This is a genomic window from Paraeggerthella sp. LCP19S3_G8, from assembly GCF_052119225.1.
In the GTDB taxonomy this organism is placed as follows: domain Bacteria; phylum Actinomycetota; class Coriobacteriia; order Coriobacteriales; family Eggerthellaceae; genus Paraeggerthella; species Paraeggerthella hominis.
Genome location: NZ_JBQKFQ010000016.1, coordinates 1 through 26501, shown reverse-complemented (window position 1 = coordinate 26501; position 26501 = coordinate 1). Strand labels below are relative to the sequence as shown.

At 60.3% G+C, this 26501-nt stretch carries 24 protein-coding genes; 19 read left to right on the top strand and 5 right to left on the bottom strand.

Translation table 11 applies throughout. The annotated features are described in order from the left end of the window. Nucleotides 1–17: 17 nt before the first annotated feature. The 7 genes from ACTQZK_RS12475 (at nt 18) to ACTQZK_RS12445 (ending at nt 8023) form a co-directional block, all read left to right on the top strand. Nucleotides 18–701, top strand: a complete 684-nt coding sequence (locus ACTQZK_RS12475; RefSeq protein ID WP_231088253.1) for a molecular chaperone TorD family protein — start codon at nt 18–20, stop codon at nt 699–701. A 52-nt stretch (nt 702–753) separates the two neighbouring features. After that, entirely contained in the window at nt 754–2952 is a 2199-nt protein-coding gene (locus tag ACTQZK_RS12470) for a molybdopterin-containing oxidoreductase family protein (protein ID WP_216529345.1), read from the top strand. Beyond that, on the top strand, nt 2952–3494 hold the full coding sequence (locus ACTQZK_RS12465; RefSeq protein ID WP_114567294.1) for a 4Fe-4S dicluster domain-containing protein: 543 nt from the start codon (nt 2952–2954) through the stop codon (nt 3492–3494). The genes ACTQZK_RS12470 and ACTQZK_RS12465 overlap by 1 nt, the downstream gene beginning before the upstream one ends. A gap of 6 nt (nt 3495–3500) precedes the next feature. Continuing rightward, the gene (gene nrfD / locus ACTQZK_RS12460; RefSeq protein ID WP_216529346.1) at nt 3501–4394 is read left to right on the top strand and encodes an NrfD/PsrC family molybdoenzyme membrane anchor subunit; all 894 of its coding nucleotides are present in this window, start codon (nt 3501–3503) and stop codon (nt 4392–4394) included. A 237-nt stretch (nt 4395–4631) separates the two neighbouring features. After that, nucleotides 4632–5813 carry a hypothetical protein gene (locus ACTQZK_RS12455; protein ID WP_225749736.1) on the top strand — a complete coding sequence of 394 codons (1182 nt, stop codon included), beginning with the start codon at nt 4632–4634 and terminating at the stop codon, nt 5811–5813. Between the two features lie 229 nt (nt 5814–6042). Continuing rightward, nucleotides 6043–6558 (top strand): ferritin, encoded by a 516-nt coding sequence (locus ACTQZK_RS12450; RefSeq protein WP_114567291.1) that lies wholly within the window; start codon nt 6043–6045, stop codon nt 6556–6558. A gap of 670 nt (nt 6559–7228) precedes the next feature. Next, entirely contained in the window at nt 7229–8023 is a 795-nt protein-coding gene (locus tag ACTQZK_RS12445; RefSeq protein ID WP_114567334.1) for a ZIP family metal transporter, read from the top strand. Nucleotides 8024–8098: 75 nt separating this feature from the next. Here the strand turns inward: ACTQZK_RS12445 and ACTQZK_RS12440 are convergent, their stop codons facing one another. Further along, a complete protein-coding gene (locus tag ACTQZK_RS12440) occupies nt 8099–8644 on the bottom strand; it encodes a hypothetical protein (RefSeq protein WP_114567290.1) in 546 nt (181 codons plus the stop codon). A 127-nt stretch (nt 8645–8771) separates the two neighbouring features. Here ACTQZK_RS12440 and ACTQZK_RS12435 point away from each other — a divergent pair, with 127 nt between their 5' ends. Beyond that, entirely contained in the window at nt 8772–9959 is a 1188-nt protein-coding gene (locus ACTQZK_RS12435; RefSeq protein WP_216529415.1) for an iron-containing alcohol dehydrogenase, read from the top strand. Nucleotides 9960–9994: 35 nt separating this feature from the next. Here the strand turns inward: ACTQZK_RS12435 and ACTQZK_RS12430 are convergent, their stop codons facing one another. From ACTQZK_RS12430 to ACTQZK_RS12415, 4 genes are all read right to left on the bottom strand, one after another. Then, complete coding sequence (locus ACTQZK_RS12430; RefSeq protein WP_441899714.1) at nt 9995–10684, bottom strand: LrgB family protein; 690 nt, start codon at nt 10682–10684, stop codon at nt 9995–9997. A 3-nt stretch (nt 10685–10687) separates the two neighbouring features. Beyond that, nucleotides 10688–11158: a CidA/LrgA family protein gene (locus ACTQZK_RS12425; protein WP_114567288.1), complete on the bottom strand. Its 471-nt coding sequence runs from the start codon at nt 11156–11158 to the stop codon at nt 10688–10690. 230 nt (nt 11159–11388) lie between these two features. After that, a complete protein-coding gene (locus ACTQZK_RS12420; protein ID WP_114567287.1) occupies nt 11389–11760 on the bottom strand; it encodes a phage holin family protein in 372 nt (123 codons plus the stop codon). Nucleotides 11761–11941: 181 nt separating this feature from the next. Next, on the bottom strand, nt 11942–12718 hold the full coding sequence (locus ACTQZK_RS12415; protein ID WP_114567286.1) for a dimethylarginine dimethylaminohydrolase family protein: 777 nt from the start codon (nt 12716–12718) through the stop codon (nt 11942–11944). Between the two features lie 343 nt (nt 12719–13061). Here ACTQZK_RS12415 and ACTQZK_RS12410 point away from each other — a divergent pair, with 343 nt between their 5' ends. From ACTQZK_RS12410 to ACTQZK_RS12360, 11 genes are all read left to right on the top strand, one after another. Continuing rightward, nucleotides 13062–13715: a GntR family transcriptional regulator gene (locus ACTQZK_RS12410; RefSeq protein ID WP_441899713.1), complete on the top strand. Its 654-nt coding sequence runs from the start codon at nt 13062–13064 to the stop codon at nt 13713–13715. A gap of 16 nt (nt 13716–13731) precedes the next feature. Further along, nucleotides 13732–15006: a 23S rRNA (uracil(1939)-C(5))-methyltransferase RlmD gene (gene rlmD / locus ACTQZK_RS12405; RefSeq protein ID WP_258552686.1), complete on the top strand. Its 1275-nt coding sequence runs from the start codon at nt 13732–13734 to the stop codon at nt 15004–15006. Between the two features lie 166 nt (nt 15007–15172). Next, on the top strand, nt 15173–16501 hold the full coding sequence (locus ACTQZK_RS12400) for a sensor domain-containing diguanylate cyclase (RefSeq protein WP_441899712.1): 1329 nt from the start codon (nt 15173–15175) through the stop codon (nt 16499–16501). Nucleotides 16502–16682: 181 nt separating this feature from the next. Further along, nucleotides 16683–17801, top strand: a complete 1119-nt coding sequence (gene tilS / locus ACTQZK_RS12395; protein WP_114567282.1) for a tRNA lysidine(34) synthetase TilS — start codon at nt 16683–16685, stop codon at nt 17799–17801. Nucleotides 17802–17887: 86 nt separating this feature from the next. After that, the gene (locus tag ACTQZK_RS12390; RefSeq protein ID WP_225749739.1) at nt 17888–18592 is read left to right on the top strand and encodes a Maf family protein; all 705 of its coding nucleotides are present in this window, start codon (nt 17888–17890) and stop codon (nt 18590–18592) included. A 221-nt stretch (nt 18593–18813) separates the two neighbouring features. After that, nucleotides 18814–19356 (top strand): hypoxanthine phosphoribosyltransferase, encoded by a 543-nt coding sequence (gene hpt / locus ACTQZK_RS12385; RefSeq protein ID WP_441899718.1) that lies wholly within the window; start codon nt 18814–18816, stop codon nt 19354–19356. A 17-nt stretch (nt 19357–19373) separates the two neighbouring features. Then, nucleotides 19374–21632 carry an ATP-dependent zinc metalloprotease FtsH gene (gene ftsH / locus ACTQZK_RS12380; protein WP_114567280.1) on the top strand — a complete coding sequence of 753 codons (2259 nt, stop codon included), beginning with the start codon at nt 19374–19376 and terminating at the stop codon, nt 21630–21632. Beyond that, complete coding sequence (folP, locus tag ACTQZK_RS12375; protein WP_216529352.1) at nt 21629–22936, top strand: dihydropteroate synthase; 1308 nt, start codon at nt 21629–21631, stop codon at nt 22934–22936. Before ftsH ends, folP begins: the two co-directional genes overlap by 4 nt. After that, entirely contained in the window at nt 22933–23760 is an 828-nt protein-coding gene (locus tag ACTQZK_RS12370; RefSeq protein ID WP_418831032.1) for a biotin--[acetyl-CoA-carboxylase] ligase, read from the top strand. The genes folP and ACTQZK_RS12370 overlap by 4 nt, the downstream gene beginning before the upstream one ends. Nucleotides 23761–24140: 380 nt before the next feature. Continuing rightward, entirely contained in the window at nt 24141–25541 is a 1401-nt protein-coding gene (locus tag ACTQZK_RS12365) for an MATE family efflux transporter (protein ID WP_181792592.1), read from the top strand. 190 nt (nt 25542–25731) lie between these two features. Further along, nucleotides 25732–26331, top strand: a complete 600-nt coding sequence (locus tag ACTQZK_RS12360) for a biotin transporter BioY (RefSeq protein WP_123192761.1) — start codon at nt 25732–25734, stop codon at nt 26329–26331. The last annotated feature ends 170 nt before the right edge of the window (nt 26332–26501 follow it).

Genomic DNA, 26501 nt, shown 5'->3' with positions numbered 1-26501 from the left:
GGAGAGGAGGAAAGGCGATGATGAAAGACGAGGCCATGCTTTCGGTGCTGTCGATGTGCTTTGCGCCGGTTGAGGAAGCCGAATGGAAGCAGGCGTCGACCGGTGCCGCGTGGTCGGATTTCCTTGACGCCGCGCGTTGCGCCATGCAGGACGATCGAGCCTTCGGGGAAACTCCCAGCCCTATCGCCAATGCGCGCAGGCGTTGCCCGTTGCAGGAATTTCTTTCCGTCGGCGAGGTGAACGCCTTGTTCCGTCCTCCTACGTACCAGGAAAAGCGGGCGTTCGCGGCTCGGCATTTCGTTGGCGGGCTTCCCGAGTCGGCTTTGCCCGTCGAGTCTTTGTACCGACCTTGGACCAGCGCGGCAGGATCTTCGCCGTTCTCGCGCAATACGGGTGGATTGTACTGGGGGGATTCGGCGCTGTACATGCGCGATCTCATCGAGCGCTTGGGCTTTCAGGTGCCGCCGGAGTTTTCGGCGTGTCCCGATCATCTAGCCCTTGAGCTTGATCTTGCGGCAACGCTGCTGCGTTTTGACATGCGCGACGAAGCGCGACTGTTCCTTGTGGAACGGCTTGGCTGGCTTACGGCGTATCGGTTGCGGTTGCTGTCGCTTGAAGACGATGCGAGTTTCTACATTGGCCTGATCGACGTGCTCATGGGGATATGGGCGCAGGTTTCGCCGACGGAGATGAGCGCATGACGGGTGTCGAGCACATCGAATGCACGTGCATGCATATAGAGAGGAAACAACTATGTCAGAACACGCTATAACCAGGCGAGGCTTTCTGGCTGGGAGTGCCGGGGCGGTCGCGCTTGCGACGGCGTCCGGGTTCGTGAGCTTCGACGCGTGGCAGCAGGCTCACGCTGACGAGCCGACGAACGGGGAGACGAAGACGGTCCACACGCTGTGCAATGCTTGCTCGAGCAAGTGCGGCTTCTCCGCCTACGTCGTGAACGGGCGTTTGACGAAGCTTATCGGCGACGCCGACCATCCCTACGCCAAGGGCAAGCTGTGCGCCCGCGGCTACGGCTATTCCCAGATTGCCTATTCGAAGGATCGTCTGACCGATCCGCTCAAGAAAAACGACAAGGGTGCGTTCGAGGCCATCACGTGGGATCAAGCATACAGCGAGATCGCCGAAAAGGTGAAGGGCATCATCGCCTCCGACGGCCCTCAGGCCCTGGCCATGGTCCAGGACCCGCGCCCGTCGGGCAAGTACTACACGAAGCGCTTCATGAACGCGCTGGGTTCGGCGAACGTGTACACGCACGGCGCCGCCTGCAACCTGTCGAAGGAAGCCGGCTTCACGCAGGCTATCGGCGCGGGCAATTACTCCAGCGATGTGGCGAACTCCAAGATGACCATGTTCATCGGCCGCAGCTACGCTGACGCCATTCGCCCCAGCTCGGTGGCTTCGTTGCAGAAGGCTCATGACAAGGGCGCGCATATCGTGCTGGTGGACCCGCGCTGCAACAACTCCATCAAGTTTGCCGACGAGTGGGTGCCCATCAATCCCGGCACCGACCTTGCCCTGGTGCTTGCTATGGCAAACGTGCTGGTCACGCGAGACCTGTACGACAAGAACTACGTTGCCGAGAACACCGTGGGCTTCGATCAGTGGGCGAAAGAGCTTGAAGCGTATCCGCCTTCGTGGGCCGAAAAGGTCACGGGCATCCGCGCCGAGACGATCGATCGCTTGGCGGTGGAATTCGCCCAGGCCGCTCCTGCGGCTTCCATCGAGCCCAGCTGGCGCGGCGCGTTCGGCTGCTCGTACGTGAACTCCGGTGAGACGGCGCGCGCCATTGCGCTGTTCAACACGCTATTGGGCTGCTGGAACCAGAAGGGCGGCGCGCTGTTCACTTCGAGCGTTTCCGCTGGCGACGTGGACAAGGCGCAGTTCCCCAGCGTTCCCAAGCCCGAAGGCAAGATTGCCGGCTCCGAAGAGTATCCGCTGGCGCTTTCGGGAATGGGCACGAACCTGTTTGCGGCGCAGCAGGCCAAAGAAGGCGTGTTGAAGGGCATGTTCTTCTACAACTCGAACATGGCTGCCGGGTACTCCAACACCGCGTACCTCAACGAAGCGCTGTCCAATTTGGACCTGATGGTGGTCGTGGACGTGCAGATGTCCGAAACCGCCATGCTGGCCGACTACGTGCTGCCCGACACCAGCTACCTGGAGCGCTTGGAGCTGCCCGAGTTCATCGGCGGCAAGGTTCCGGCGGTGTCGTTGCGCGATCAGGTGCTCGACAAGATTCATCCCAATACCAAGCCGGTCGATCAGATTTTCAGCGAGCTGGCCGACGCGTGCGGCGTGGGAGAGTACTTCCAGTTCAGCGTGGACGAACTGGCTGACGCGCAGCTGAAGACCGTGGGCCTTTCGCTCGACGCGCTCAAGCGAACGGGCACGGCATACTTCCCCGAAAAGGAGTTCTCGTACGGAAACGCTCCCAAGTGGAAGACCCCCTCGGGCAAGGTCCAGTTTGCCAGCGAGGCGTGCGAGAAGGCGGGGCTGTCCGCGGTTCCCGTGTGGGTGGAGCCGGCAATCATGCCGATCGGAAACGAACTGCGTCTGATTGGCGGCAAGCAGGCTATCCACAGCCACACGCAGACGGCGAACATCGAAGACCTCATGCAGATCACGAAGGACTACGATCTGACGCGCGTTTGGATCAACGCCGACGTGGCCGACAGCCTGGGCATTGCCGATGGCGACGAGGTGGAGGTTTCGAACGATCAGCACACGGGTCGCGTTCGTGCAAAGGTGACGCAGCGCATCAATCCTACGGCGCTGTACATGCCCAGCCACTACGGCTGCTCGGTGCCCGATCAGCATACGGCGTACAACGTGGGCTTGCGCCAAATGGATTTCGTGCCCTTCCACATGGAGCCCGGATATGGGTCGGCGATGACGCAGGAAGCGGTCGTCACGGTTAAGAAGGTGGGTGCGTAATGGCTCGCTACGGAATGCTCATCAACACGAAGAAGTGCATTGGCTGCTACGCCTGCCGCGTGGCCTGCCAGCGCCAGAACGATCTGTTGCCTACGCAGCACTTCATTCGCTACGAGGAACAGGAAACGGGAACGTATCCCAACGTGGGGGTGGAGACGGTGCCGTTGCAGTGCATGCACTGCGAGGACGCTCCCTGCGTGGCGGTGTGCCCGACGGGCGCTGCGTTCATCGGCGCCGACGGCGTGGTGGGCGTTGACCACGGTCGCTGCATCGGATGCAAGTACTGCATGGCGGCGTGCCCCTACCAGGTGCGTTCGTTCAACGAGGAAACGGGAACCGTTGACAAGTGCCGCTTCTGCACGGTGTCGGCCGAGGTGACGGGCACGAAGATGTGCTCGTGCGTGGAGGCGTGCCTGACGGATGCCCGCATCTTCGGCGACTTGGACGATCCCGAGTCCAAGATATCCAAGGCCATTGTCGCGGAGGGCGCTCAGCCTATTTCCGGCGACTTGACCAAAGTCAAAGTATTCTACGTGAGGTGATGAACGATGACGTTTGAACCGATTTGGGGCTCCATCATCGCATGGTACCTGTTCCTCGCCGGTCTCGGCGGCGGCGCGTTCGTCACCTCCGCCTTCTTGGGCTGGCGTCATCCCGAAGCGGTGAACATGCGCAAGATCGGCCATATCGTGGCTCCTGTTGCGGTGGTCATCGGCTTGGTCTTGCTGATGTTCGACGCCGAGGGCGGCCTGCACAATCCGCTGCGCTTCGCGCTGCTGCTTACGAACTTCGGGTCTGTTATGACCTGGGGCGTGGTGTTCCTGGCTGGCTTCACCGTGCTTGCTCTGGTGGCGCTTTTGCTGGACATCCTGAAGAAGAACGTGCCGGTGTGGCTTGACATTGCGGGAACGGTGTTCGGCGTGGCCGTAGCCATGTACACGGGTGCCCTGCTGGGCGTGTGCAAGACGTTCCCCTTGTGGAACAACGCGCTGCTGCCTGTTTTGTTCCTGGTATCGGCTTTGTCGGCCGGCGCAGCTTCCGTGCTGCTCATCAGCATTGTGAAGCATGCCGACGAGTTCAACCGCGTGGGCGTGCTGAAGAAGTTCCACTTCTGCCTGCCCATCATCGAGTTGGTTTTGGTGGCTGCGCTGCTGTTCATCACGTCGAGCAACTCGGTTGCAGGGTGGAACTCGGTGGTCAGCTTGGTGTCCGGAGGATATGCGGCGCTGTTCTGGTTCGGCTTGGTGCTGATTGGCTTGGTGATTCCTACCGCCCTGGAGACGTGGCTGCTGTTCTTCAGCCCGAAGGAGTTCGAGGAAAGCCGCAAGGCGCATTGGATCAGCTTCGGCTCCGATGCGGGCGTGCTCATAGGCGGCTTCCTGCTGCGCTACCTGGTGGTTGTTGCTGCGCTGCCCCTTACGATGGTCGTGCCTGCTCTGTAGTCCGAGGCACACGGCAAACGTGCGTGCGCGCCGCTTTCTTGGGAAGGCGGCGCGCTTTTTGTCGGGTCTGCAGGTTTGGCCCGCGCGCTGGGCGAGCGTGCGGAAGCGCTTCGGCTGACGCTGGATCCCTTGCGTTTCGGGGTTCTTCTCGGGATGGTTTCTCTTCGGAACCGCTTGGCACAATGTAAGGTTGGTTTTCTTGTATTGCTTTATAATGGGAACCTTCAAACGAAGGGAATGAGCATAAGCACTACGACGTCATACGAACGCGAATGGTCACCGGTGGGCCTTGCTTTGTCATGCGTGCTGGCCGCATTCGGCTTGTGCTTGCACGCCGACAACCAACTGCTTGCCGTGTACGCTCTCGAGGGCGTTGCGGGCCTGTTCGCATGCTCGTTTCTTATCGGGGTGGTGTCGCTTTGCATGGCGGTGCTGGTTTCGGCGCACGATGAAGAGCAACGACGCTGGTCGATAGGCATTGGCTTGTTCGCCAGCATTGTCGGCGTAGGGTTTGCCCTGCTGACGGGTCTGTTGCCTGCGGCGGTATGCGCTGCGGGATCGGGGCTGTTCCTGGGCTTTGGCCTTACCTGCCTGCTGCGCCAGTGGGGGCGTTATTACCGGCTGTTCACGCATCGCGGCGCGCTTCTGAACACGGCGCTTTCCTTTTTGGCGGCTGCATGTTGGTGGTTCGCGATGGAATTTGCCGGAACTCCCTTTCTGTTCTGCCTGGGTCTTCTTGTTCTGGCCGTTTGCGGAGGGCTGCCGCTTCTTGCGCGGGAAATCGTGCTTGCCGACGAGGTGCGCGCCGGTCTTCGCGACGACTACGTTGCGCCTAAGCCTATCTCCACCATGTCTCAGGCCATGCGCAACGGATGGGCTGCCGTGCTGGGCCTCATGTTCAACTTCTTCATGATCGGAGCGACGTTTTGGCCGTACGCGGGTGGATTGTCCGCAACGGGAATTTCCCCGAAGCCTTTGGCGTACCTGCTTGTGTTCGCACTGGTGTGGTGGGTTGTTTCTCGTACGCGTGAAATCGTCGGCGGCGCTATGGAGTCGTTCTACCGTGCGGCGCTGCCGTGTTCGGCGCTGCTTCTTCTGGCGTATCCTCTGCTGAGTTCGGTTGATGTTTTGCAGGGCTCGATCGCGCTCCAAGTGATTTCGTATCTGGGCGTGGCCGTGTTCAATATTTTGGGCCTGGTGGTGCTGTTCTGGACCGCCAAAAGCTCTGAGGTGGGCTTTTCTCGCGTGTTCGCCATGTTCTGCACAAGCTGCGCCGCAAGCGTTGCGGCGGGGATGGTTGCGTTTCAGTTGCTGGGCGACGGCGCTCAGAAAATCGCGTTGCTCATGTTGGCTGTCTACGTGGTGGTTGTCCTTCTTGCCCAGGTTAGGGCTCGCATCGTCCGGTCTATGGCGCAGTAGGTTGCGCGCCCGCCGCCGGGTGCGAAGGCATCGGCTGGCTGCCCGGTTGCCTAGTTGGGCGTGGCGCGCGGCTTCTCGCTCGGCGGCGGGTACGATCGGCCTCTTTCCTTGCGCACTCTGTGAATTCGCGGCAACGCGTATGTCTTAAATGATTGATCAGCGGTATCATAAATGCAGATGAACAGTGGCGTCGCATGCGGCGCTCGCGGTTACAAAGGAGGAGTTTTTCATGGATGCTCGCGTATACGAACTGCTGAACGACCAGATCAACAAAGAGCTGTACTCGGCGTACCTGTACCTGTCTTTCGCCGACTACTACGAAGAAGAGGGTCTGGAAGGCTTCGCCAATTGGTACGAGATTCAGGCCCAGGAAGAGCGCGATCACGCGATGATCTTCCGCAACTACCTGCATGAGAACGGCCAGAGCGTGAAGCTGCTGGCTATCGACCAGCCCGACAAGGAGTTCTCGAACTACTTGGAGCCGCTGGAGGCTGCTCTCGAGCACGAGAAGTACGTGACCAGCCTTATCAACGACATCTACAGCGCTGCTGCCGATGCGAAGGACTACCGCACGATGAAGTTCCTCGATTGGTTCATCGAGGAACAGCAGGAGGAAGAGGACAACGCCGACAAGATGATCACGCGCATGAAGCTGTTCGGCTCGGATGCCAAGGCTCTCTACGACCTGGATCAGGAAAACGCCGCGCGCGTCTACACCACGCCGTCGCCGCTGGCTAACGCATAGCCGCAAGCGATCTGCCTTTGCTTGTTGGACGCCCCCGCTTCGCCGGGGGCGTTTTTTCGTTCTGCATCCCGGGTGCCGAGGGCGGGCTTCATACGGCTTGGATGGCGGGCTTCGATCGCTTTTTCCGAGCCTTTCGCTTCTCTTTGCCGACCTTGCTGCCGAGTTCAAAAATGAATAAAATCCCCGTCTTTTTGTATATGAGTAGCAAGGTCCTCTTGATGACGGGCAAAGGTCCGTTAGGTAACAATTTCGTTGTTCACCTGCACAAAAACCCTGGAAAGGGTTCGCTTTTAGGGTAAAAGAGAGTACAATCGCGGTGTCCGACAGTTGAATAGAAACGCAATACGAACGATAAGACTATCTTCGCCAAGTAAACAGTCTCGTGCGGTTATTATTGCGGACATCGTGAAAGCGATGGGCTAGTAGGAAAAGCAGCAAAAGCCAAGCGATACTGTCGGTATTCCTTTCGATGAGGCCGGGGCGCAACCCCCGGCCTCATTACGTATTCCCCTGTTCGCGGCTCTCGAAAGCAAAGCGTTACGGTTTGCTTTCCGATCGTCCAGCCCTCGGAAGCCCCACAATCGTGTGCCAAATAGGTAGAGGGGGTTTTCTGGGTATGCGGTAAGGTGTACGGTAATGGTTCTGCGAAATGATCGAAAGGAAGTACAAGTTGCAACAGGCTTTGCTTTGGGCCGCCGCCGGTACCGGATTCACGTTTCTCATGACCACGTTGGGCGCTGCTTCGGTTTTCCTGTTCCGAAAGCGCGACAGCCTGCTGTTCCAGCGCATCTTCTTGGGGTTCGCCGCGGGCGTTATGATCGCGGCTTCAGTGTGGTCGCTGCTCATTCCGGCTATCGAGCGCGCTGAGGAAGCGGGTCAGATCGGATGGATCCCCGCAGCTGGCGGATTCGCTTTGGGCGTGGCGTTTCTTATGGCGCTGCATCAACTGCTGCCGCATTTGCATCCAGGAGATAGCAAGCCCGAAGGCTTGCCCAGCAAATGGAATCGACCCACGCTGCTGTTCACGGCGGTAACCTTGCATAACATTCCCGAAGGCATGAGCGTGGGCTTGCTGTTTGCTATGGCGGCGCAAAACGGCGGCGATCCTGCAATGTTCGGCATGGCCGTAGCGCTGGCTATTGGCATCGGTATCCAAAACGTGCCCGAAGGGGCGGCCGTGGCGCTGCCTATGCTGCAAGAGGGAATGAGCGCGCCGAAGGCGTTTGCGCTGGGTACGTTGTCGGGTCTGGCCGAACCCGTATTCGGCATTCTCGTGGTGCTTTTCGCGGGGCTTATCTCGCCGTACATGCCGTGGATGCTGGCGTTCTCGGCTGGCGCCATGATGTACGTTGTGGTGGAGGAACTCATACCCGAGGCGCATCTGGGCGACCACTCCAACGCCGGCACCCTTGGCGTGATGGCCGGCTTCTTGGTCATGATGGTCTTGGACGTGGCGCTGGGGTAAGGCGCTGCGAACAGGCATGAAAAAGCCCGCAAGCAAAGCGGGCTTTTTCATGTGCGAATCTCGAACAAGGTTGCGCTACTGCGCCGGAGGGGTGGGAGGCTGCTGCTGGTTTCCGGGCTGCTGTGCGTAACCGTACACGGGCTGCGCCTGGCCGTAGGGCACCATGGGCGCGCGCCTCAGCTTGTTGATGTACACGGCGGATACGATAAGCAGCACCATGGTAATAAGGTTGCCGCACAAAAACGAGAATACGGCGCCTGCGATGGCCCAGCCGAAAGCTCCGCCCAGTTTGTCCACGTTGTTGTAGTTGCGCATTCCCAGGATTGCCGCCACCAACGGAACGATGGAGCAGATTATCAACCAGCCCATGAACATGCCGAGAACGCCCAGGCTCAGCATGGCTAGGACAACGACCTCGTCGCCGCTCAGAGAGTCCGCGCTTATCCCCGAGCCGTTGTCGATCTCGATAGCAGCGGAACTCGCGACGCTTGGATCGCTGAGCGCTACGCCGCCGATGCCCAGAAAGATCATGACCAGCAAGGAGCCGGCAACGGCAAGTATGGACAGAATCAAGACGGCAATGCTCAGCCCACGAACTACTTTCGCATCAGAGTTAGGCATGGCAATTTCCTTTCGAACGGTGTACGGTACACGCGTATGTACTATGCTTGCTATTGTACGCTAGGCGGCAAGCCTGCTGCGCTCGGGGCGCGGTAACGGTTCAGTCAAAAGAAAGTTGGTCATGGTCATGGAGAACTTTGAATTCGTGTCGCCGACTCATTTCGTATTCGGCAAAGACGCAGAACTGCAGGTGGGGACAAAGTTGGCCGAACGTGGCGCCCGAAAGGTGCTGCTGCATTTCGGCGGCAAAAGCGCTTTGGCCAGCGGCTTGATCGATCGCGTCAAAGAGTCTTTGGAGGCGCACGGCATCGAGCACGTGACGTTGGGGGGCGTTCGTCCCAACCCTGAAATCACGTTGGTGCGCGAAGGCGTAGCGCTATGCAAGCAGCACGAGGTGGATTGGGTACTGGCTGTGGGCGGCGGGTCGGTTGTTGACTCGGCGAAGGCGATCGCGGTGGGCGCGCGCTACGAAGGCGACGTGTGGGATTTCTTCGAGTCGAAGCGGCCGACGAACGACGTGCTGCCCATTGCCGTGGTGCTGACCATTCCGGCGGCTGGCAGCGAGGCGTCGAAGAACACGGTGGTCTCGAACGATGCGTTGCAAATGAAAACAGGGTATGCGAACAACGCGCAGCGCCCGAAGCTTGCGTTCATGAACCCCGAGCTCACGTTCACCTTGCCGCCGTTCCAGACGGCTGCCGGCTGCACCGATATGTTCTGCCACTTGCTCGAGCGCTTCTTCGACGACGTGGGCGCGGTTCCGGTGACGGACAATCTGTGCTTGTCGCTTATGAAGACGGTGCGCGCCGAGGCTCCGCGTGTTCTGGCCGATCCCGACAATTACGATGCGCGTGCAAACGTCATGTGGGCGGGCATGCTGTGCCATCAGGGTTTGGCGGGCGTTGGTCGGCATGAGGACTGGGCAACGCACGGCTTGGAGCACGAGCTTTCCGCACTGTATCCGGAGATTACCCACGGCGCGGGCTTGGCCGTCATGTTCCCGGCTTGGATGGAATTCGTGTACGACGCGAACCCGGCTCGCTTCGCCTACTACGGGCGCGAGGTGTTCGGGCTGGCTCCCACGGGAGATGTGGCCGCCGACGCTCTGTCGGCTATCGACGAAACCCGTTCGTTCTTCGCGTCGTTGGGCATGCCGATGACCTTGGACGAGCTGGGCGTTGAAGAAGCCGATATCGATAAGCTGATTCCCACGCTCAAAGAGAACAAGGGCGAGCCGTTCGGCAGCTTCAAGAAGCTGAGCATGGACGACGCAAAGGCCGTCTATCGCATCGCTTTTGCATCGGGCGACGAATAGCATGTGATTGTCGGGGGCCGCATGCGGCCCCCGACTTACATGAAGCAGCTGGTTACGATCACGATGGCGGTTGTGAGCAGGCCCGCCACCGCGATGGCCACGCCGCTCATGGCGCCTTCGAGCTCTCCCATTTCGATAGCTTTGGTGGTGCCAACGGCGTGTGCGCAGGTTCCGATGGCCACGCCGCGTGCCACGCGGTTGCGCACGCGGAACACGCGCGTCATGAGCGGCGCGAATATGGCTCCCAGAACGCCGGTTACGATAACGGCCGCCACCGTGATGGAAGTGATGCCTCCAAGCTGCTGGGAAACGGCGATGGCGATGGGCGTGGTGACCGACTTGGGAACGAACGAAAGCGCCATGTCGTCGCCCAAACCGAGCAGTTTGCACAACCCGTACGCGCTGACCATGGAAACGATGGAACCTACCAAGCAGCCGGCGAAAATAGGTGCGAAGTGCTTCTTCAGGATCTGGCGCTGCTGGTATACCGAATATGCCAGCGCTACGGTTGCGGGTCCCAGCAAGAACGAGATCACCCGGACGCTTTCCTCGTAGGATTCCAGAGGAATGCGAAAGATGCTCAGCACGGCGATGACGAATACCACCGTGACCAGGAGGGGATTGAGAAGCGGGGAGTTAACGCGGCGGTACAGCAGGACCGAAAGCTTGAACGTCGCAACGGAAAGCACGGTGCCCACAATAAGCGTGAGAATAAGCGGCGCCATGCTCTACCTCTTTTCCCATCGATCCATCAGGCGCGATACGAACACCACGGTTCCTGACGTAGCCAAAAACACCAGCACGGTTGTTGCTACGCAGACCAGGGCAAACTTCGCCACGTTTCCTTCCAGCAGAGAAACGCACCCCATGATGGCAACTCCGGCGGGAATGAAGAACAGCGACATGTTGTCGATAAGGCACGTGCACGCATCGCCGACATGCCGCGTTTTCAGGAGGCCCGTTCCCAAAAGCGCCAGCAGCAGCACCATGCCCACGATGTTTCCAGGCAGGGTGATGGGAAGTACCGAGGCGAGCGCGCAGCCTGCGGCGTACACGCCCAGAAGCAAGACGAGTTGGGCGAGAATTTTCGCGATGCGCTTTGCGGCGGCGCCGGTTTTCGATCGCCATGATGCGGCGTTTTTCGGGGACGTAGACGCGTGTCCCGAGGCGTCGCGAGAGACGCCTTCGATGTGCTCCATGGTTCGGATCCTCACGTGATGTGCGGATCCGATGCCCGCGCGCGACGACGACGTGCGGCGCCCGCGGGCATCGGATCAATGCGAAGCGGCTAGTTCCTGTCCATCATAAAGCGAAATGCTCGGTTGTCCATGGAGGCTTTCTGGAGATAGAAAAACGATCCCTTTCGCACAAGGCGATCGGGACCGTCGGGCAGCGTCGAAAGACGCGGTGCTTGCGGGCGCTTGGCGTTCTAGTCGTCGGCTCCTACCAGGGAGTTCATGATTCCCGACACGATGCTGATCACGATGGATGCCACGAACGCGCTGCCGAAGGTGGCAATGGCGAACCCAACTTGGAAGATGCCGTTTGCAAGCCATGCGGCTACGTACAGCAAAAACGTGTTTACGATCAGATAGAAGATGCCCAGCGTGATGACGGTGATGGGAAGGCTCAGCACCTGCATGAGCGGTTTGATGCTGATGTTGACAAGCGCCAACATCAAGCCGAAGATGGCGATTCCCACCCATGCCTCGTTGCCGCCGATGATCTCGATGCCGGGAACCAGCCATACGGCCACGCCGACGGCGATAGCGGTGACCAGCCAGCGGATGATGAAGTTCATGGGAAGTCCTTTCACGTACGGTGTCTCGCAGACTACTATACCGTGCGTCGCTGAATGCTTCTTAAAAGAGTTATAGATCCGTTACCGCTTACGCTGGCGTTGTCCTTCGGTTTTGAGCGGGCTTATCTGCACGCAGGCCCGGCATGCTCATGCCGGGCCTGCGTATCAAGCGAGCGTTGGGTTAGAAGCGCAGCGACAGGCAGCTCAGGCCGCCGTCCAGCTTGCGGTACTCGGACGTGTCGACAGTCAGCGTCTGGTAGCCCGCGTCCTGCACGGCTGCCAAAACGGTCGGGTAGCCCTCGGGCACGATGACCGTGCCGTTCACCCAGATGCAGTTGGCGGCGTAGGCCTCGTCCTCGGGAATCTGGATCTTGTTGTACTGAGCGAAGTCGGGCTTCGTCACGAATTCGCCGGACACCAGCATGTTGTTGTCCTCGAGGTAGTTCACGCCCGTCTTCAGGTGCAGGACGAATTCCAGCGGCACTTCGGAGCCTTCGAGGCCCCAGCCTTCCAGGATCTCGAAGAACTGGCGGATGCCCTCTTCATTGGTGCGAGCGGAGCGTCCCACGTAGAAGTGGTCGCCCACCATCATGACGTCGCCGCCGTCCAGCGTGCCCGGGGCAACGATGTGCTTCACGTGCTCGTCATCGAAGAACTGGCGAACAGCGGGCTCGATCTCGTCTTTCTCGCCGTTGCGGCTGGCGGCGCCAGGGTTCGCGATGATGGCGCCCTTGCGCGTGATGACCGCCGGGTCCTCGACGAAGCAGGAGTCGGGGAACTGCTCGAGCGCGGGCAGGACGGTTACCTCGACGCCGCATTCCTTCAGGGCCGCAATGTAGTCGTCATGCTGCTTGCAGGCCAGCTCGTAGTCGGGCTTGCCCAGCTCGGGTGCGGAGGTGATGCCTTCGACCATCGATTTGGCGGGGCGGCGGACGATGACGTTCGTGAACTTGGTCATTGCGAATCCTTTCGCGCGGTTCGGTGCTGCCGGTATTCCTTATGGTGCAAACTGTAGCTTGGATATTGTATACAATCAAGGCGTATAAGGAAAAAGTTACCGCCCGGACACGACGCCTTGGCAACGCGCTCGGACGGCATGACGGTGCAAAGCCCGGTCGATCTTGGGGAAAGCAAGCGAGCACGCGTGAAGCGGGCGTGCGTGAAAAAGGTCGCCACCCCGGCGTTTGCGCCTGGCTGTTTTCGGGAATGTCTAAGGGCTCGTTTGCCCTGTTCTTCGCAGAGGGCAGGGTTGCGCGTATGATATATTGGTATGCAGTGCAGCAGCGTGACAGGCGGATTACATGACAAACGAGTACCGGTCGCTGAAGGGCCATGTGTACGACTACATCGTTGATCTTATTGACGGCGGTGCGCTGGCCGACGACCACAAAATCAGCGAGCAGCAGATATGCGAGGCGCTAGGCGTGAGCCGTACGCCGGTGCGCGAGGCGCTCATTCAGCTTGCCTCCGACGGTTATCTTGAAAACGTTCCGCGCAAGGGGTTTTACGTGAAAAGCGTGACCGAGGACAGCGCTCGGGAGATTGTCGAGGTCATCGGGCCTTTAGACGGGCGGGCGGCTCTGCTTGCGGTGGACCGCATGACCGACGAGGACCTTGCCCAACTGCAGTTTCTGCACGGTTCGATGGAGCTGGCCATCGAGAAGCGCCTGTATAAAAAATACGACGATCTTCAGCGCGACTTTCACGCCTGCTATATGGAGAAGTGCGGAAACGCTCGCTTGGTGGAGCTTATCCGGCAGTTGAACCGCTACTTCATGAAGCGCGAGTACGCCCGCGTTGCCGAATCCGATTTGGACGGCCTTTTGCGGCAGGCAAACGACGAGCATGCCGAAATCGTGCGCTTGTTCGAAAGCCGCGACGGTGCGCGCCTGCAACGCTATATCCGCGATGTTCATTGGAGTGACGACAATGCAAAATTCCTCGTTTGGCAGTAAGGGCGCATGCGCAAGCGTGTTGGAAGATGCCGTGCCGCATCCCGAATGCCCCGTTGAGCGCCAGTGCGGTGCGTGCCAGCATATCAGCGTGGCGTACGCCGATCAGCTTGCTGCCAAAGATGCGCAGGTTGCGAAGCTGTTCGCGCAGGTGGCCGATCCGTCTGCGCTTCTGCCTATTTTGGGAATGGAAGACCCCTATTACTACCGCAATAAGGTGGCGTCTCCGTACGCGCCCGGTCGCAAGCTCCCTGCGCCGGGCGGCAAGGGAAAAGCCGATCGCTCGAAGGAAGGTCGAGGCAAGAGCGGCAAAGGCGGCAAGAACGGCAAGGGCGCAGCTCCCCGGCGCGAGATCTTGTGCGGCATGTATGCCGCAGGTACGCATCGCATCGTTTCCACCGATGCCTGCCTGCTGGAAAACCAGCAGGCCAAACGCATTATCCGGGCCATTCGCGATCTTATGCCGCGCTACGGCATAACGCCTTACGACGAAGACAAAGGGGTGGGGTTTTTGCGCCATGCCATTGTGCGCGTGGGGCATACAAGCGAAGAGGTGCTGGTTACGCTGGTAACGAACGGGCGGGAGTTCCCGGCGTCGCGGAATTTCTGCCGCGATTTGGTCAAGCGCTGCCCCGGCGTCACGACGGTCGTGCAGAACGTCAACGAGCGTCAGACGAATGTCATCTTGGGGCAGCGCGAGCAAACGCTCTATGGCCCCGGCTTCATATTGGATAAGCTGTGCGGACTGAGCTTCCGTATTTCTTCGCAGTCGTTTTACCAGGTCAACGCAGTTCAGACTGAAGTTTTGTACCGCCGTGCCATCGAGCTGGCCGAATTCACCGGCAGCGAGAGCGCCATCGACGCCTACTGCGGCACGGGCACCATTGGTTTGGTGGCGGCAAAGCACGGCGCCGCGCAGGTGACGGGCGTGGACAGCGTGGCTTCGGCCATTCGCGACGCGCGCGAGAACGCCCGGCACAACGGGGTGGAAAACGCCCGGTTCGTGGTGGGCGACGCGGGCGATTTCATGCGCGAGCAGGCGGCTGACGGCCAGCGCGTAGACGTGCTGCTGATGGATCCGCCGCGCGCCGGCGCGAGCGAGGAATTCTTGCACGCTGCCGTGGCGCTTGCCCCGAAACGCATGGTTTACATTTCCTGCAACCCTACAACTCAAGTGCGTGACCTGGCGTTTCTACGTGACCGAGGCTTTACGGTCAAGGTTGTTCAGCCGGTTGACATGTTCCCTCATACCGATCATATCGAGACCGTCGTGTCGTTGACGCGGGAGCCTTGATTCCATGAGATCGTAAGGGCGTAAGGGGGATGGCGGGTTGAAAAGAGCATTCCGGTCTTTAAGTAAAACAGGAGTCGTTCTCTGCGAGGTGGCGGTAGCTGTCGCATTGATATTCGGGTGTTTTCTCAACTTTCGAATGCAGGTTAACTCCTATATCGACGAAGACATGCGCTCTCAAATCGAGGCCGTCCAAAAGAATAGCGCCCTGCTCATTCAAAACGAACTGGACTATTTGAAGAACCTGACCGCTTCCATGGCGTTGACGCTCAGTCATGCGGAATTGCAGACGGACGAGGACATTCTGCAGATCCTTGAGGGCTATGCCGAAACGTCCAACGTCGTCCGCGCGCTTTTCGTCACCTTCGACGGCTGCACCTACACCAGCTACGATGGCTACCAGGGGCAGAATGAGGAAAACACGCGCCTGGACGGGGTTTTGCTGTCCGAGATACGGGAGCCGGTTTTTTCTCAGCCTTTTTACACCGATGAGCTGGATGAAGTCATTTTTGGCGTGGTTGCCCCGGTTACCATGGGCGGCATCCCGGGCGTTCTGGTTTCCTCGTACAACATCAGGGAATTTCCTTCGCTTTTGGAGAACAGCCTGCTGGACGGCACGGCGCAGATAGGGATCGTCAGCAGCGCCGGCAAGGTTGTCAGCGGCGAAACCTCCGATCAGTTCGGCCTTGATATTTTTGACGCGCTATCCGACCTGACCTTCGAGCAGTCATCGGCAGAAGCCATGCGCGCGGATTTTGCCGAAGGGAAGCAGGGGTTTTCCGTATACTCCGCAGGCGACGCTGTGCATTACTGCACGTATGGCCCCATAGACGCGAACGACTGGTATGTTGTGGTGACGATTACGGAAAACTCGCTGCGCGGAAAACTCGTCAACCTGGAGCAGTACGGACTTTGGCTGACCGTGGAGCTGGTCGTCATCATGCTGGGCCTGTTGTGCGCGATTGTCGTAGGCCGACTGCGTGAGCAAAAAAGGATCCAGGCGATTCTGGAGCGGGCAGCCCAAGTGGACGGGCTGACCGGAGTCTACAATCGGAAGGCGGTCGAAGATGCGATCACCCAGAGCATTTCGGAAGCGGGGGAGAACGCGTCCGCTACCTTGCTTGTTATAGATCTGGACGACTTCAAGAATATCAACGACGAGGGCGGGCATCTTTGGGGAGATGCGGTTCTTAGGGAGTGCGCCAGCAGATTGCAAGATGCGTTCGGGGCTGCGGGCATCGTCGGGCGCATCGGCGGCGACGAGTTCGTTGTGTACCTGCCGGGCGATTGGGACGTTGACCAGGTGGAAGAAAAAACCAATGCCCTGATCCGCGATTTCTACGTGCTGACCGACGCTGGCGAAAGAAAAAAGGTCTCCATCAGCGTTGGGATGGCCCGGGCCAGCCTTGGGAAGAACTCGTTTCTTTCGTTGTACCAGTTGGCGGATGCCGCGCTGTACCGTGCGAAGCAAACGGGAAAATCGAAGCTGTCCGATTGAGCGTTGCCCAAGCTGTCTTCCCGCGTGGCTCGAGGCTCGGACGTGCTTCAGGACAGAGCCCTTAGGGAGGAGTATGATATCGCCAAGACGCTTGGCGTCCTGTTGGACTTGAAAGCCCCGTTTGGGCTTCGCCGCTTTCGAGTGGGTTCGATCGGCGGGATATGCGAGAAGGGGAGCGAACGTGAGCGAATCGAACATCCTGCGTCAGCGCATTGCTGCCGCCGTTTCCGAGCGCGACTTGGCGAAGCCGGACGCCCCGGTGCTTCTTATGGTGTCAGGGGGGTCGGATTCGACGGCGCTGGCATATTTGGCTCGCGACCTGCACGACGAAGGGCTGGTGGGCCCGCTTGCCATGTTGCACGTGAATCACAAGCTCAGGGGCGAAGACGCCGATGCCGACGCGCGGTTCGTGGAAGAGCTTGCCGAGCTTCTGGCTGTGCCGCTGTTCTTGTGCGAGGTCGATATAGCGCGCGAGGCGCAGCGCACGGGCGAGAACGTGGAGGCCGTCGCGCGGCGCGAGCGCTATCTTGCCGCGAACGAAGCGCTCGAAAGCCTGTGCCTGCACGCGTCCGCACCGCTTGCGGACGGGCGTATTTTCACGGCTCACACAGCCGACGACCGCGTGGAGAGCTTCTACATGAGGTCCATCGTGGGTACGGGGCCGGGCGGCTTTCGCGCGATGCGGTACCGAAACGGGCCGGTGGTTCGTCCGTTGCTGGACGCGACGCGCGATGATCTTCGGGCGTATTTGGACGACCGTGCACAGGCTGGCTTGCCGGTGGCGCGCGACGATTCGGGCGCGCTGTGGCGCGAGGATGCCACGAATGCCCATACCGACCGGTTTCGCGCGTACGTGCGCCACGAGATCGTGCCGCGTGCGAAAGAGCGAAATACCCAGCTCATGGAAGTGCTGTGCCGAACCATGAACCTGATCGCCGACGAAGACGACATGCTCGAGAGCCTGGTGGACGATCTGGTTGAGCAGCATGCGTCCTGGATCGAGCATGTTCCCGGGCAGTCCCCCGATTTCGATGCCGGTTGCGTTCTGGCCCCCGAGCTGGGAGAACAGCCCGTTCCGTTGCTTCGTCGCGTGGCGGTGCGCATCTTGCATCACATGCTGGGACCCGAAGCGCGGGTGGAGACTGCTTCCGTGGACGCCGTGCTGGCCGCATGGGGCGAAGCGCGCCCAAGGGGCGGGTACGTGGCCAACGTGCAGGGCGATTTGGCTATCAGCGCCAACAAGCAGGGCGTGCGCATAGAGCCCATGGCTGCGTTTCGTGCGCGAAGGAAGCGGGTCTAGCGCCTCGCGCGCCTGCGTCCATTCGGGCTTGTTGGAGAAGTGCGCCGTTTTCTTGTGCGCTTCGCCAAGGTGGTACAATACCCGTCATGGAAAACGAACAGAACATTTCATCTCAAGAGTCCGCAAGCGCCGAGGCTCAGTCGGCTGCGCCTTCTACCCAGCCCGCACCCGCCGTCGACGTCATTTTGGCCAGCGGGTCGCCGCGACGCCGCGAGCTGCTGGAGCGGGAAGGCGTGGAATTCACCGTCCGCGTGTCCGAAGTTGACGAAACGTTGGAGCCCGATTTGCTTGCCGACCCGCCCGAAGCGGCTAAAAAGCTGGCAGAGCGCAAAGCCGGAGCCGTGGTTCAAGAGGTCCTGTCGGGCGATTACACGGGCATGGCCGCCGTTTTGGGCGCCGACACCATGGTGGTGTGCGAGGGCGAGATTTTCGGGAAGCCCGTGAGCCTTTCCGACGCGAAGCGCATGCTGCGTCGACTGGCCGGCACCACGCACGAAGTGATCACCGCCGTATCCGTATGGCTGGTCGCCGCGCCCGAGCCCGACCAGGTATCGCTGGGCTTCCGCACGTTCGTGGACAGCGCTGCCGTGACGTTTCACGAGCTGAGCGACGACCAGATCGTCGAGTACCTGCGCAAAGGCGAATCGTTCGACAAGGCTGGCGCGTATGCCGTCCAAGGAGCCGGAGCCGATCTTGTGAAGCACGTGCAGGGCGACCTCGACACGGTTATCGGCTTGCCGGTAAAGCGCTTGCTCGAAGAGTTCCCGGACTTGAAGACTTCGCTCGCCTAGCGCTTCAACGACGGACGGTTGCTTATAAAGCCCCAGTTCCTGCGGCACAATGTAATTATCGTGGCATGTGGGGCGGCGTTACCGTATTGTCTCCTTTTGCTTGGAGGGCAATGGTACACTAACCGAACTCATGGTAAGCGTTGACGTCCTTGCTCACGTAATGCGCATTCGCGCATGGGCGGTCAAGGATACGAATGGAAAGCGACGAAGAGGCCGAAACCGTGCATCAAGACATTGCGGAGACCCTGTTCACCGAAGACGATCTAGCCCGGCGCGTGGGCGAAATCGGGGCGGCGATCACGAACGATTACGCGAAGGTCGCCGACGAGGGCATCGTGCTCGTGTCGGTTCTGCGCGGCGCTGCAATTTTCATGGCGGATCTGGCTCGTGCGATTGAGCTGCCGCTCGAGATGGACTACATGGCCATTTCGTCGTACGGCAACGGCGCGAAAAGCTCCGGCGTGGTGCGCATCCTCAAGGACCTTTCCTCCGAAATCGAGGGGCGGCACGTTATCGTGGCCGAAGACATCCTCGATTCCGGCCTTACTTTGAAGTACCTGTTGAAGAACCTGTCGTCGCGCGGTCCTGCCTCCATCGAGGTTGCGACGTTGCTGCGCAAGCAGACGCCGGCGCAGGCGAAGATTGATTGCAAGTATATTGGCTTTGAATGTCCCGATGAGTTTATCGTAGGCTATGGGCTCGATTTCGCGGAGCGTTACCGCAACCTTCCCTACATCGGCGTTTTGAAGCCGGAGATCTACTAACCCGAAAGCAAGGCTTTATGGCACAGCAAAACAAACAATCACAGTTTCAGCAGCCGAACCCTCGGACGACCGTCATATCGGTCATCCTGTTCATGATCATTGCCTTTTTCGTAGGGCAGCAGTTCATGAACATGTCCACGTCGGGGTCTATGCCTACCGATCGCCTGATCACCTCGGAGTTCGTTCAGGCCGTCGAGCAGGACCGCATGACGAAGGTGGTGTACAACGCGGGCGACTACACGGTGTCCGGCACGTACTACCCGGCTATCACCGCGGGCTCGACTGCGGCCGACGCGTTCAACGGGGCTTTCCAGGCGCTGAACGCGAAGATGGCAACCATCAAGAATCCTGAAACGGGCAAGGCCTTGGGCGGCGTGGGAACGTCCGACTTGAGTTCCGTGACCTTGGGCAGCGAGCATAAGTTCACGTCCACGTACGCAGGCGGCTCCATCGGCGAGCTGATGGCCGCTCACCCGAACGTGCCGTACGAGGTGCAATTGCCCAGCCCGTGGGCCAGCATTCTGTCCACGCTGCTTCCCATCATCCTGATCGGCGGCCTGCTGTTCTTCTTCTTCAATTCCATGCAGAAGGCGAACAACTCCCAGATGAGCTTCGGCAAGGCTAAAACCAAGAAGAGCATCGAAGAGCGCCCCGACGTCAAATTCTCCGACGTTGCCGGCGTGGACGAGGCTGTAGAGGAGATGCAGGAAATCAAGGACTTCCTGGCGAATCCCGCCAAGTACCAGTCCATGGGCGCGAAGATTCCGCGCGGCTGCCTGCTGGTGGGCCCTCCGGGCACCGGCAAGACGCTGTTGGCGCGCGCCGTCGCTGGCGAAGCGGGCGTTCCGTTCTTCAGCATTTCCGGCTCGGACTTCGTCGAGATGTTCGTGGGCGTGGGCGCGTCCCGCGTGCGCGACCTGTTCCAGCAGGCGAAGGAAGCTTCCCCTTCCATTATCTTCATCGACGAGATCGACGCCGTGGGCCGTCAGCGCGGCACCGGTTTGGGCGGCGGTCACGATGAGCGCGAGCAAACGCTCAACCAGTTGCTGGTGGAGATGGACGGTTTCGAGGCCAATGATTCCGTGGTGCTGATCGCGGCGACCAACCGTGCCGACGTGCTCGATCCCGCCTTGCTGCGCCCCGGCCGTTTCGATCGCCAGATTGTGGTGGACGCGCCCGACGTCAAGGGTCGCGAGCGCATCCTGCAGGTTCACTCCAAGGACAAGCCTTTGGGCAGCGACGTCGACCTGGCAAAGGTGGCGAAGCTCACCCCCGGCTTTACCGGTGCGGATCTTTCCAACCTTATGAACGAGTCTGCGCTGCTGACCGCCCGCCGTGGCAAGAAGATCATCACCCAGCAGGAAGTCAGCGAGTCGATGGAGCGTGTTATCGCAGGTCCCGAGCGCAAGGGTCGCGTGTTGGACGAGCGCACGAAGCACACCATCGCGTACCACGAGAGCGGACACGCCCTGGTGGGACACCTGCTGCCCCATGCCGATCCCGTGCATAAGATATCGATCATTTCGCGCGGCCGCGCGCTGGGCTACACGTTGTCCATTCCCAAGGAGGACAAGGTGCTCAACTCGCTGGGCGAGATGCGCGACGAGCTGGCCGTGTTCATGGGCGGTCGCGTGGCGGAGGAGATCTTCTGCGACGACATCACCACGGGCGCTTCGAACGATCTTGAGCGTGCTACCAAGATGGCGCGCGCCATTGTGACGCAGTACGGCATGAGCACCGAGCTGGGCACGCAGGTGTTCGGCCAGCCCAATCACGAGGTGTTCCTGGGCCGCGACTACGGCAACACGCAGGATTACTCCGAGGAAACGGCGCGCCGCATCGACGACGAGGTTGCGCGCATCATGAAGGAAGCGCACGATCGGGCGTACGACATTCTGGTGAGCCATCGCGAGCAGATGGACCTGATGGCCAACGTGCTGCTGGAGCGCGAAACCGTGGAGGGCGAGGCGTGCTTGGCCTTGCTGGACAACACGTGGGACGAATACCTGAAGCACGAGGACGAGATCATCGCCAAGAAGGAGGCGGAGGAGCGCGCCGCGCGCGAGCGTGACGAGAAGCTTGCCGACCCCAATTGGAAGGAAGAGCCGATCGAGCCGGGCGATCAGGATCCGAACCCGCCGTTCCGCGCGCCCGCTGCGCCGGATGCGGTGGCGCCCGCTGCGCCTTCGAACGACCCCGCTGCTCCTGCGCCGTCTGACGCTTCTGCGGGTCAGCCCCAGTCCAACGATGAGAAAGGCGACGGAACCGCACGATGATGTGGCGTTGCGCTGACTATACGTTTGATACCAGGATGCCCATCGTGATGGGCATCCTCAACGTTACCCCCGACTCCTTTTCGGACGGCGGTATGCACGATGCGCCCGAGGAGGCGCTGGCTCATGCGCGACGCATGATGGACGAAGGGGCCCGCATTATCGACGTGGGCGGCGAGTCCACGCGCCCGGGCGCGCAGCCCGTGTCCGAGGCTCAGGAGATTGCCCGCGTGCTGCCCGTGGTGCGCGCGCTTGCATCCGAGGGCGTGTGCGTGAGCATCGACACGCGACATGCGGCCGTGGCTCGCGCGTGCCTGGAGGCGGGTGCGGCCATCGTCAACGACGTGTCGGGATTCACCGATCCGGCTATGGTGGAGGCCGTGAGCGAAAGCACGTGCGGGCTGGTGGTCATGCACATGCAGGGCGAACCTGCCACCATGCAGGACGACCCCACGTATCGAGATGTCGTGGTTGAGGTGCGCGACTGGCTGCGCGATCAAGCGGCCATGCTGGAGGCCAAGGGCATCGCGCGCGACCGTATATGCCTTGATCCTGGTCCCGGATTTGGGAAAACGCCGCAACAGACGCTGGAGCTGGTGCGCAATTTCCAGGAGCTGGCGCGCTTGGGCTACCCCGTGATGGTGGCGGTTTCTCGCAAGAGCTTCCTTGGATATGCGTACGGCATCGAAAACCCTGCCGATCGTGACGCCGTGTCCGCTGCTGAGGCGCTCATGGCTTGCGAGCTAGGTGCGAGCGTGGTTCGTGCGCATAACGTGAAAGCTACCGTGGAAGCGCTCAAGGACCTGCGTCCGTACGCGCTGATCGGGCTGGGCTGCAACGTGCCCTTGGTGGCAAGCCCGGGTGAGGAGCGCGAGGGCAAGATCGCCATGCTCAATCAGGCTATCACCGAGATGTGCTCGCTGCCCGACACGCAAATCATCGACATATCGAGCTTTTACGAAAGCGAGCCGGCCTACTACCTTGACCAGGACGTGTTCGTGAACGCCGTGGTGCTGCTGCGAACCGGAATTGCCCCGAAAGAACTGTTGGGCTACCTGCAGGCGATCGAGAACAGCCTGGGCCGCGTGCGCCAGATCGAGAACGGTCCGCGGACGTGCGACCTCGACATTCTGGACTATCAGTTGTACGTGGTTGATTCGGAAGTGCTCACGTTGCCCCATCCTCGTTTGCTCGAGCGCGATTTCACCGTGAAGCCGCTCCTGGAACTGCATCCCGGTCATGTGCTGGCTAACGACGTTGTGGTGACGGACGAAGGCGTAACGGTGGGGAAGGCCGCTCGGTTGTGAGCCAGCTGACGCTTCGCGTGCGCGACCTTGATCGTGTTGCTTCGACGAACGACGAGGTGAAACAGGCGCTTGAGGCGGGCGAGGACGAAGGCCTGGTGGTGCGCGCTCGCGTGCAGACGGGCGGCTACGGTCGGCAGGGCCGTACGTGGGTCAGCCCCGAGGGCGGGCTGTACTGCTCGTGGCTGCTTCGTCCCGAGGTTCCCGCATTCACGCTGCCGACCTTGAGCCTGGTCGTGTCGATGGCCGTTCGCCGGGCGTTGGCTGGCCTTTCGCCTGACGCGGTTCAAGCTGTAGCGATCAAGTGGCCAAACGACGTGGTGCTGGTATCGACGACGGCTTCCTGCGCTAGCTCGGCGCCCTCTGCGACGCCGATCGCGATGGACCGTTCGACGTTCAAGAAACTGTGCGGCATCTCGCTGGAGGCGCATGCGGGCGGGGTGTGCGTGGGAACGGGCGTGAACGTCATTCCGCCGGTCGAGCGCGCCGAAGTGGGGGGCAAGAACGTACCCGCGTACGTTGCCGACATTGTTCCAGCGTTGGCGCACGAGGATCCCACGGATGCGCTCGACTGCGTGTTCGATGCAATCGCAATCGAGTTTTCCCTGCTCTACCAGCTATGGACGCGCGATGGATTCGAGCCGCTTGCTGGCGAGTACAACGAGCATGCGCTTCTTTCGGGCAAGCAGGTGCGCCTGGTTGATCGAGAAGGGACGCTTATCGCGGAAGGGACGGTTGCGCGGGTTGATTCTTTCGGCCGGCTCGTGTTGTGCGACGACGCCGGCCTGGAAACCCCCGTCACTTCGGGCGAAGCCCATATCGCGTAGGGTCGCCCTTGCAGCGGCGATTGCGGCGTCGCAAGCGCATTGTCGCCCGAAACGTACGCTTTCTGCTCGAAAACCGTACGTTTCGGGCGACAATATGGATGGCGCCGGGACATTGAGGCCGTTGGGTCCTTCGCGCGTTCCGCGCTTTCCGCTTCCGCATCCGATCTCCGAGCCTTCGTGGAGTATGCATACGGTTCCTCGTAATGTGCTCGAAAGGGAGTACAATAGAGCGTTCTCTTTGTACGAAATGAGCGAAAGGCAGCATCGAAGGCATGGTAGCAACGAGTGAAACGACGCCGTCCGGGTCTCTTCAGACGGCGCCTCCGCAGGGTTCCGGATCGCCCGAACGAAAGCATCCGAAAGAAGATAAAATCACGCGCATGGGCACGGCGTCCATTCCTCGCCTGATCGTGGAATTTGCCATCCCCTCTATCCTGGGCATGTTGGTGAACGGCGCATACAACCTGATCGACTCCATTTTTCTGGGGCAGGCCATGGGCGAGATCGGTCTGGCTACGGCAACGGTTGCCATGCCTATTATGACGGTGTTCATGGCTATCGCCATGCTGGTGGGCAATGGCGGCAACGCATTGGCCGCGCTGCGCATGGGCGAAGGCAAGCGCGACGAAGCCGAGCGAAGCTTGGGCAACACCGTTTCGCTTTCTATCGTCATGTGCATCATCGTGGCCGTGATCGTGCATATTCCGATTTGCATAGACGGGTTGTTGAAGGTGTCCGGCGCAACGCCGGAAGATTGGGAATATGCGCGCTCGTTCATCCAGATTATCTCTCTGGGATTCATTTTCCAGTGCATCGGCATGGGCGTGAACAACTTTATCCGTACTGCCGGTGCTCCTAACCGTGCGCTCTCCACCATGATTATTGGCGCGGTGGCCTGCACGGTGTTCAATTACTTGTTCGTGATGGTGTTTGGCTGGGGCGTGCAGGGAAGCGCGCTCGCCACGGTGTTCGGCCAGGCAATCTCGTGCGCGTGCGTGCTGTGGTACTTCATCTTTACTAAAAACGTTCCCATGAAACTGCGCTTGCGCAGCATGCCCCTTCATGGTCGAACGGTGGGTCTTATCATGTCGCTGGGTTTGGCAAGCTTTGCGGTTCAAGCGGGCATGGCCGTGGTCAACTTCGTGTTGAACAACCTGCTGAATATGTACGGTTCCATGAGCGTTTTGGGTGCGGAAGGGGCCCTTGCATCTATCGGCGTGGTGCAACGCGTGGCCATGTTCGCCGTTCTGCCGTTGATTGGAGTTGCCATCGCGATACAGCCCCTGCTGGGCTTCAACTACGGCGCCCACCTGTTCGAGCGTGTGAAAAAGACGCTCTGGTACGGTATTTTCGGCGCTACGGGCATAGGTTTGGTGCTGTGGGCCCTCGTGCACATATTCCCGGAAGAGATCGTGGGCTTTTTCGGCATCGTGGATCCGAACTTGCAGAACTTCACGGTGTTCGCGCTGAAGGTGCAGCTTATCATGCTTCCGTTCATTGGGTTCCAGATTGTGGGATCGAACTACTTTCAGGCTACGGGTCAGCCTGCGAAGTCCATCTTCTTGTCGCTGACGCGTCAGATTCTGTTCCTGGTTCCGCTGCTTGTTTGCCTGCCGATGGTTTTGCCGGGTTGGTTCCCGCAGTTCACCAGCTTGGATGCGCTGTATTTTGCCACGCCGATCTCGGACTTCCTGTCCATTTTTGTTACGGTTGTGTTCATCGTTGTGGAAATGGGTCGACTCAAGAAGCTCGAGGCGGGCGAGATCAAAGCCAAGTTCTAAAAAGAAGCGCGGTATCGGACTGTTTGAACGATACCGCGCGTTCATGTTTGCAGCCGTGCGTTTGCTTCGGCTCGCTTTGCGCGAATCGGCGATTGTCACCCTTGCGATGACCTCTTGATTCACAATTAGGGCAACGTGCGCTAGCATAGACGCCTTGCAGTATCGAGTTGAGATGAAGGAGAGTCTTCGCATGGAAGAAGCACGCAGCAAGGTGCAGAAGAAGGGCGCGGCGTCCCGCACGCGTTCGATAGCGTTCGTCGGCCTTTCGATCGCCATCATGGCCGTTTCCGCTTGGGTGACTGTTCCGCTGGGTCCGGTTCCGTTCACGTTGCAGATGTTCGCGTTCGCGTTTGCCATTCTGGTGCTCACGCCCAAGCAATGCCTTGCCGCGATTGCCGGCTATCTGGTGCTGGGCGCTATCGGGTTGCCGGTGTTTTCCAGCATGCGCGGCGGCATCGGCGTTCTGGCGGGTCCCACGGGCGGTTACTTGTGGGGATGCCTGGTGGGCGCAGCAGTGGTGCTTCTGGTGCTGCATGCGCTGCGCGGTCGTTTTGAGGGTGACGGGAAAGTTTCCGTGGTGAAGGGGCTGGTGCTGGATGTTGCCGTTTGCCTGGTGTTTCTGTGCGTGGTGTACGTGTGCGGCTGGGCGCAGTTCATGGCGGTGACCGGGACCGATCCCATGGCTGCGTTCATGACTACGATTGCTCCGTTCGTGGTGGTCGACGTGCTGAAGATGGTGGCGGCTGCCATCTGCGCACGTGCCGTACGCACCGCCGTGCCGCAGCGATAAGCGCGACGACAGAGCGCGCGTATCCGCGATGCGGATTCGCGCATGGAACGGGGAGGGGGGGGGGGGGGGGGGGGGGGGGCCGCCCCCCCGGGGCCACCCCACCCTCCCCAAAATAACACATAGCTTTAAACACGCCCCCCCCGGCGTACCCCCCCCCCACCCCAAACAAA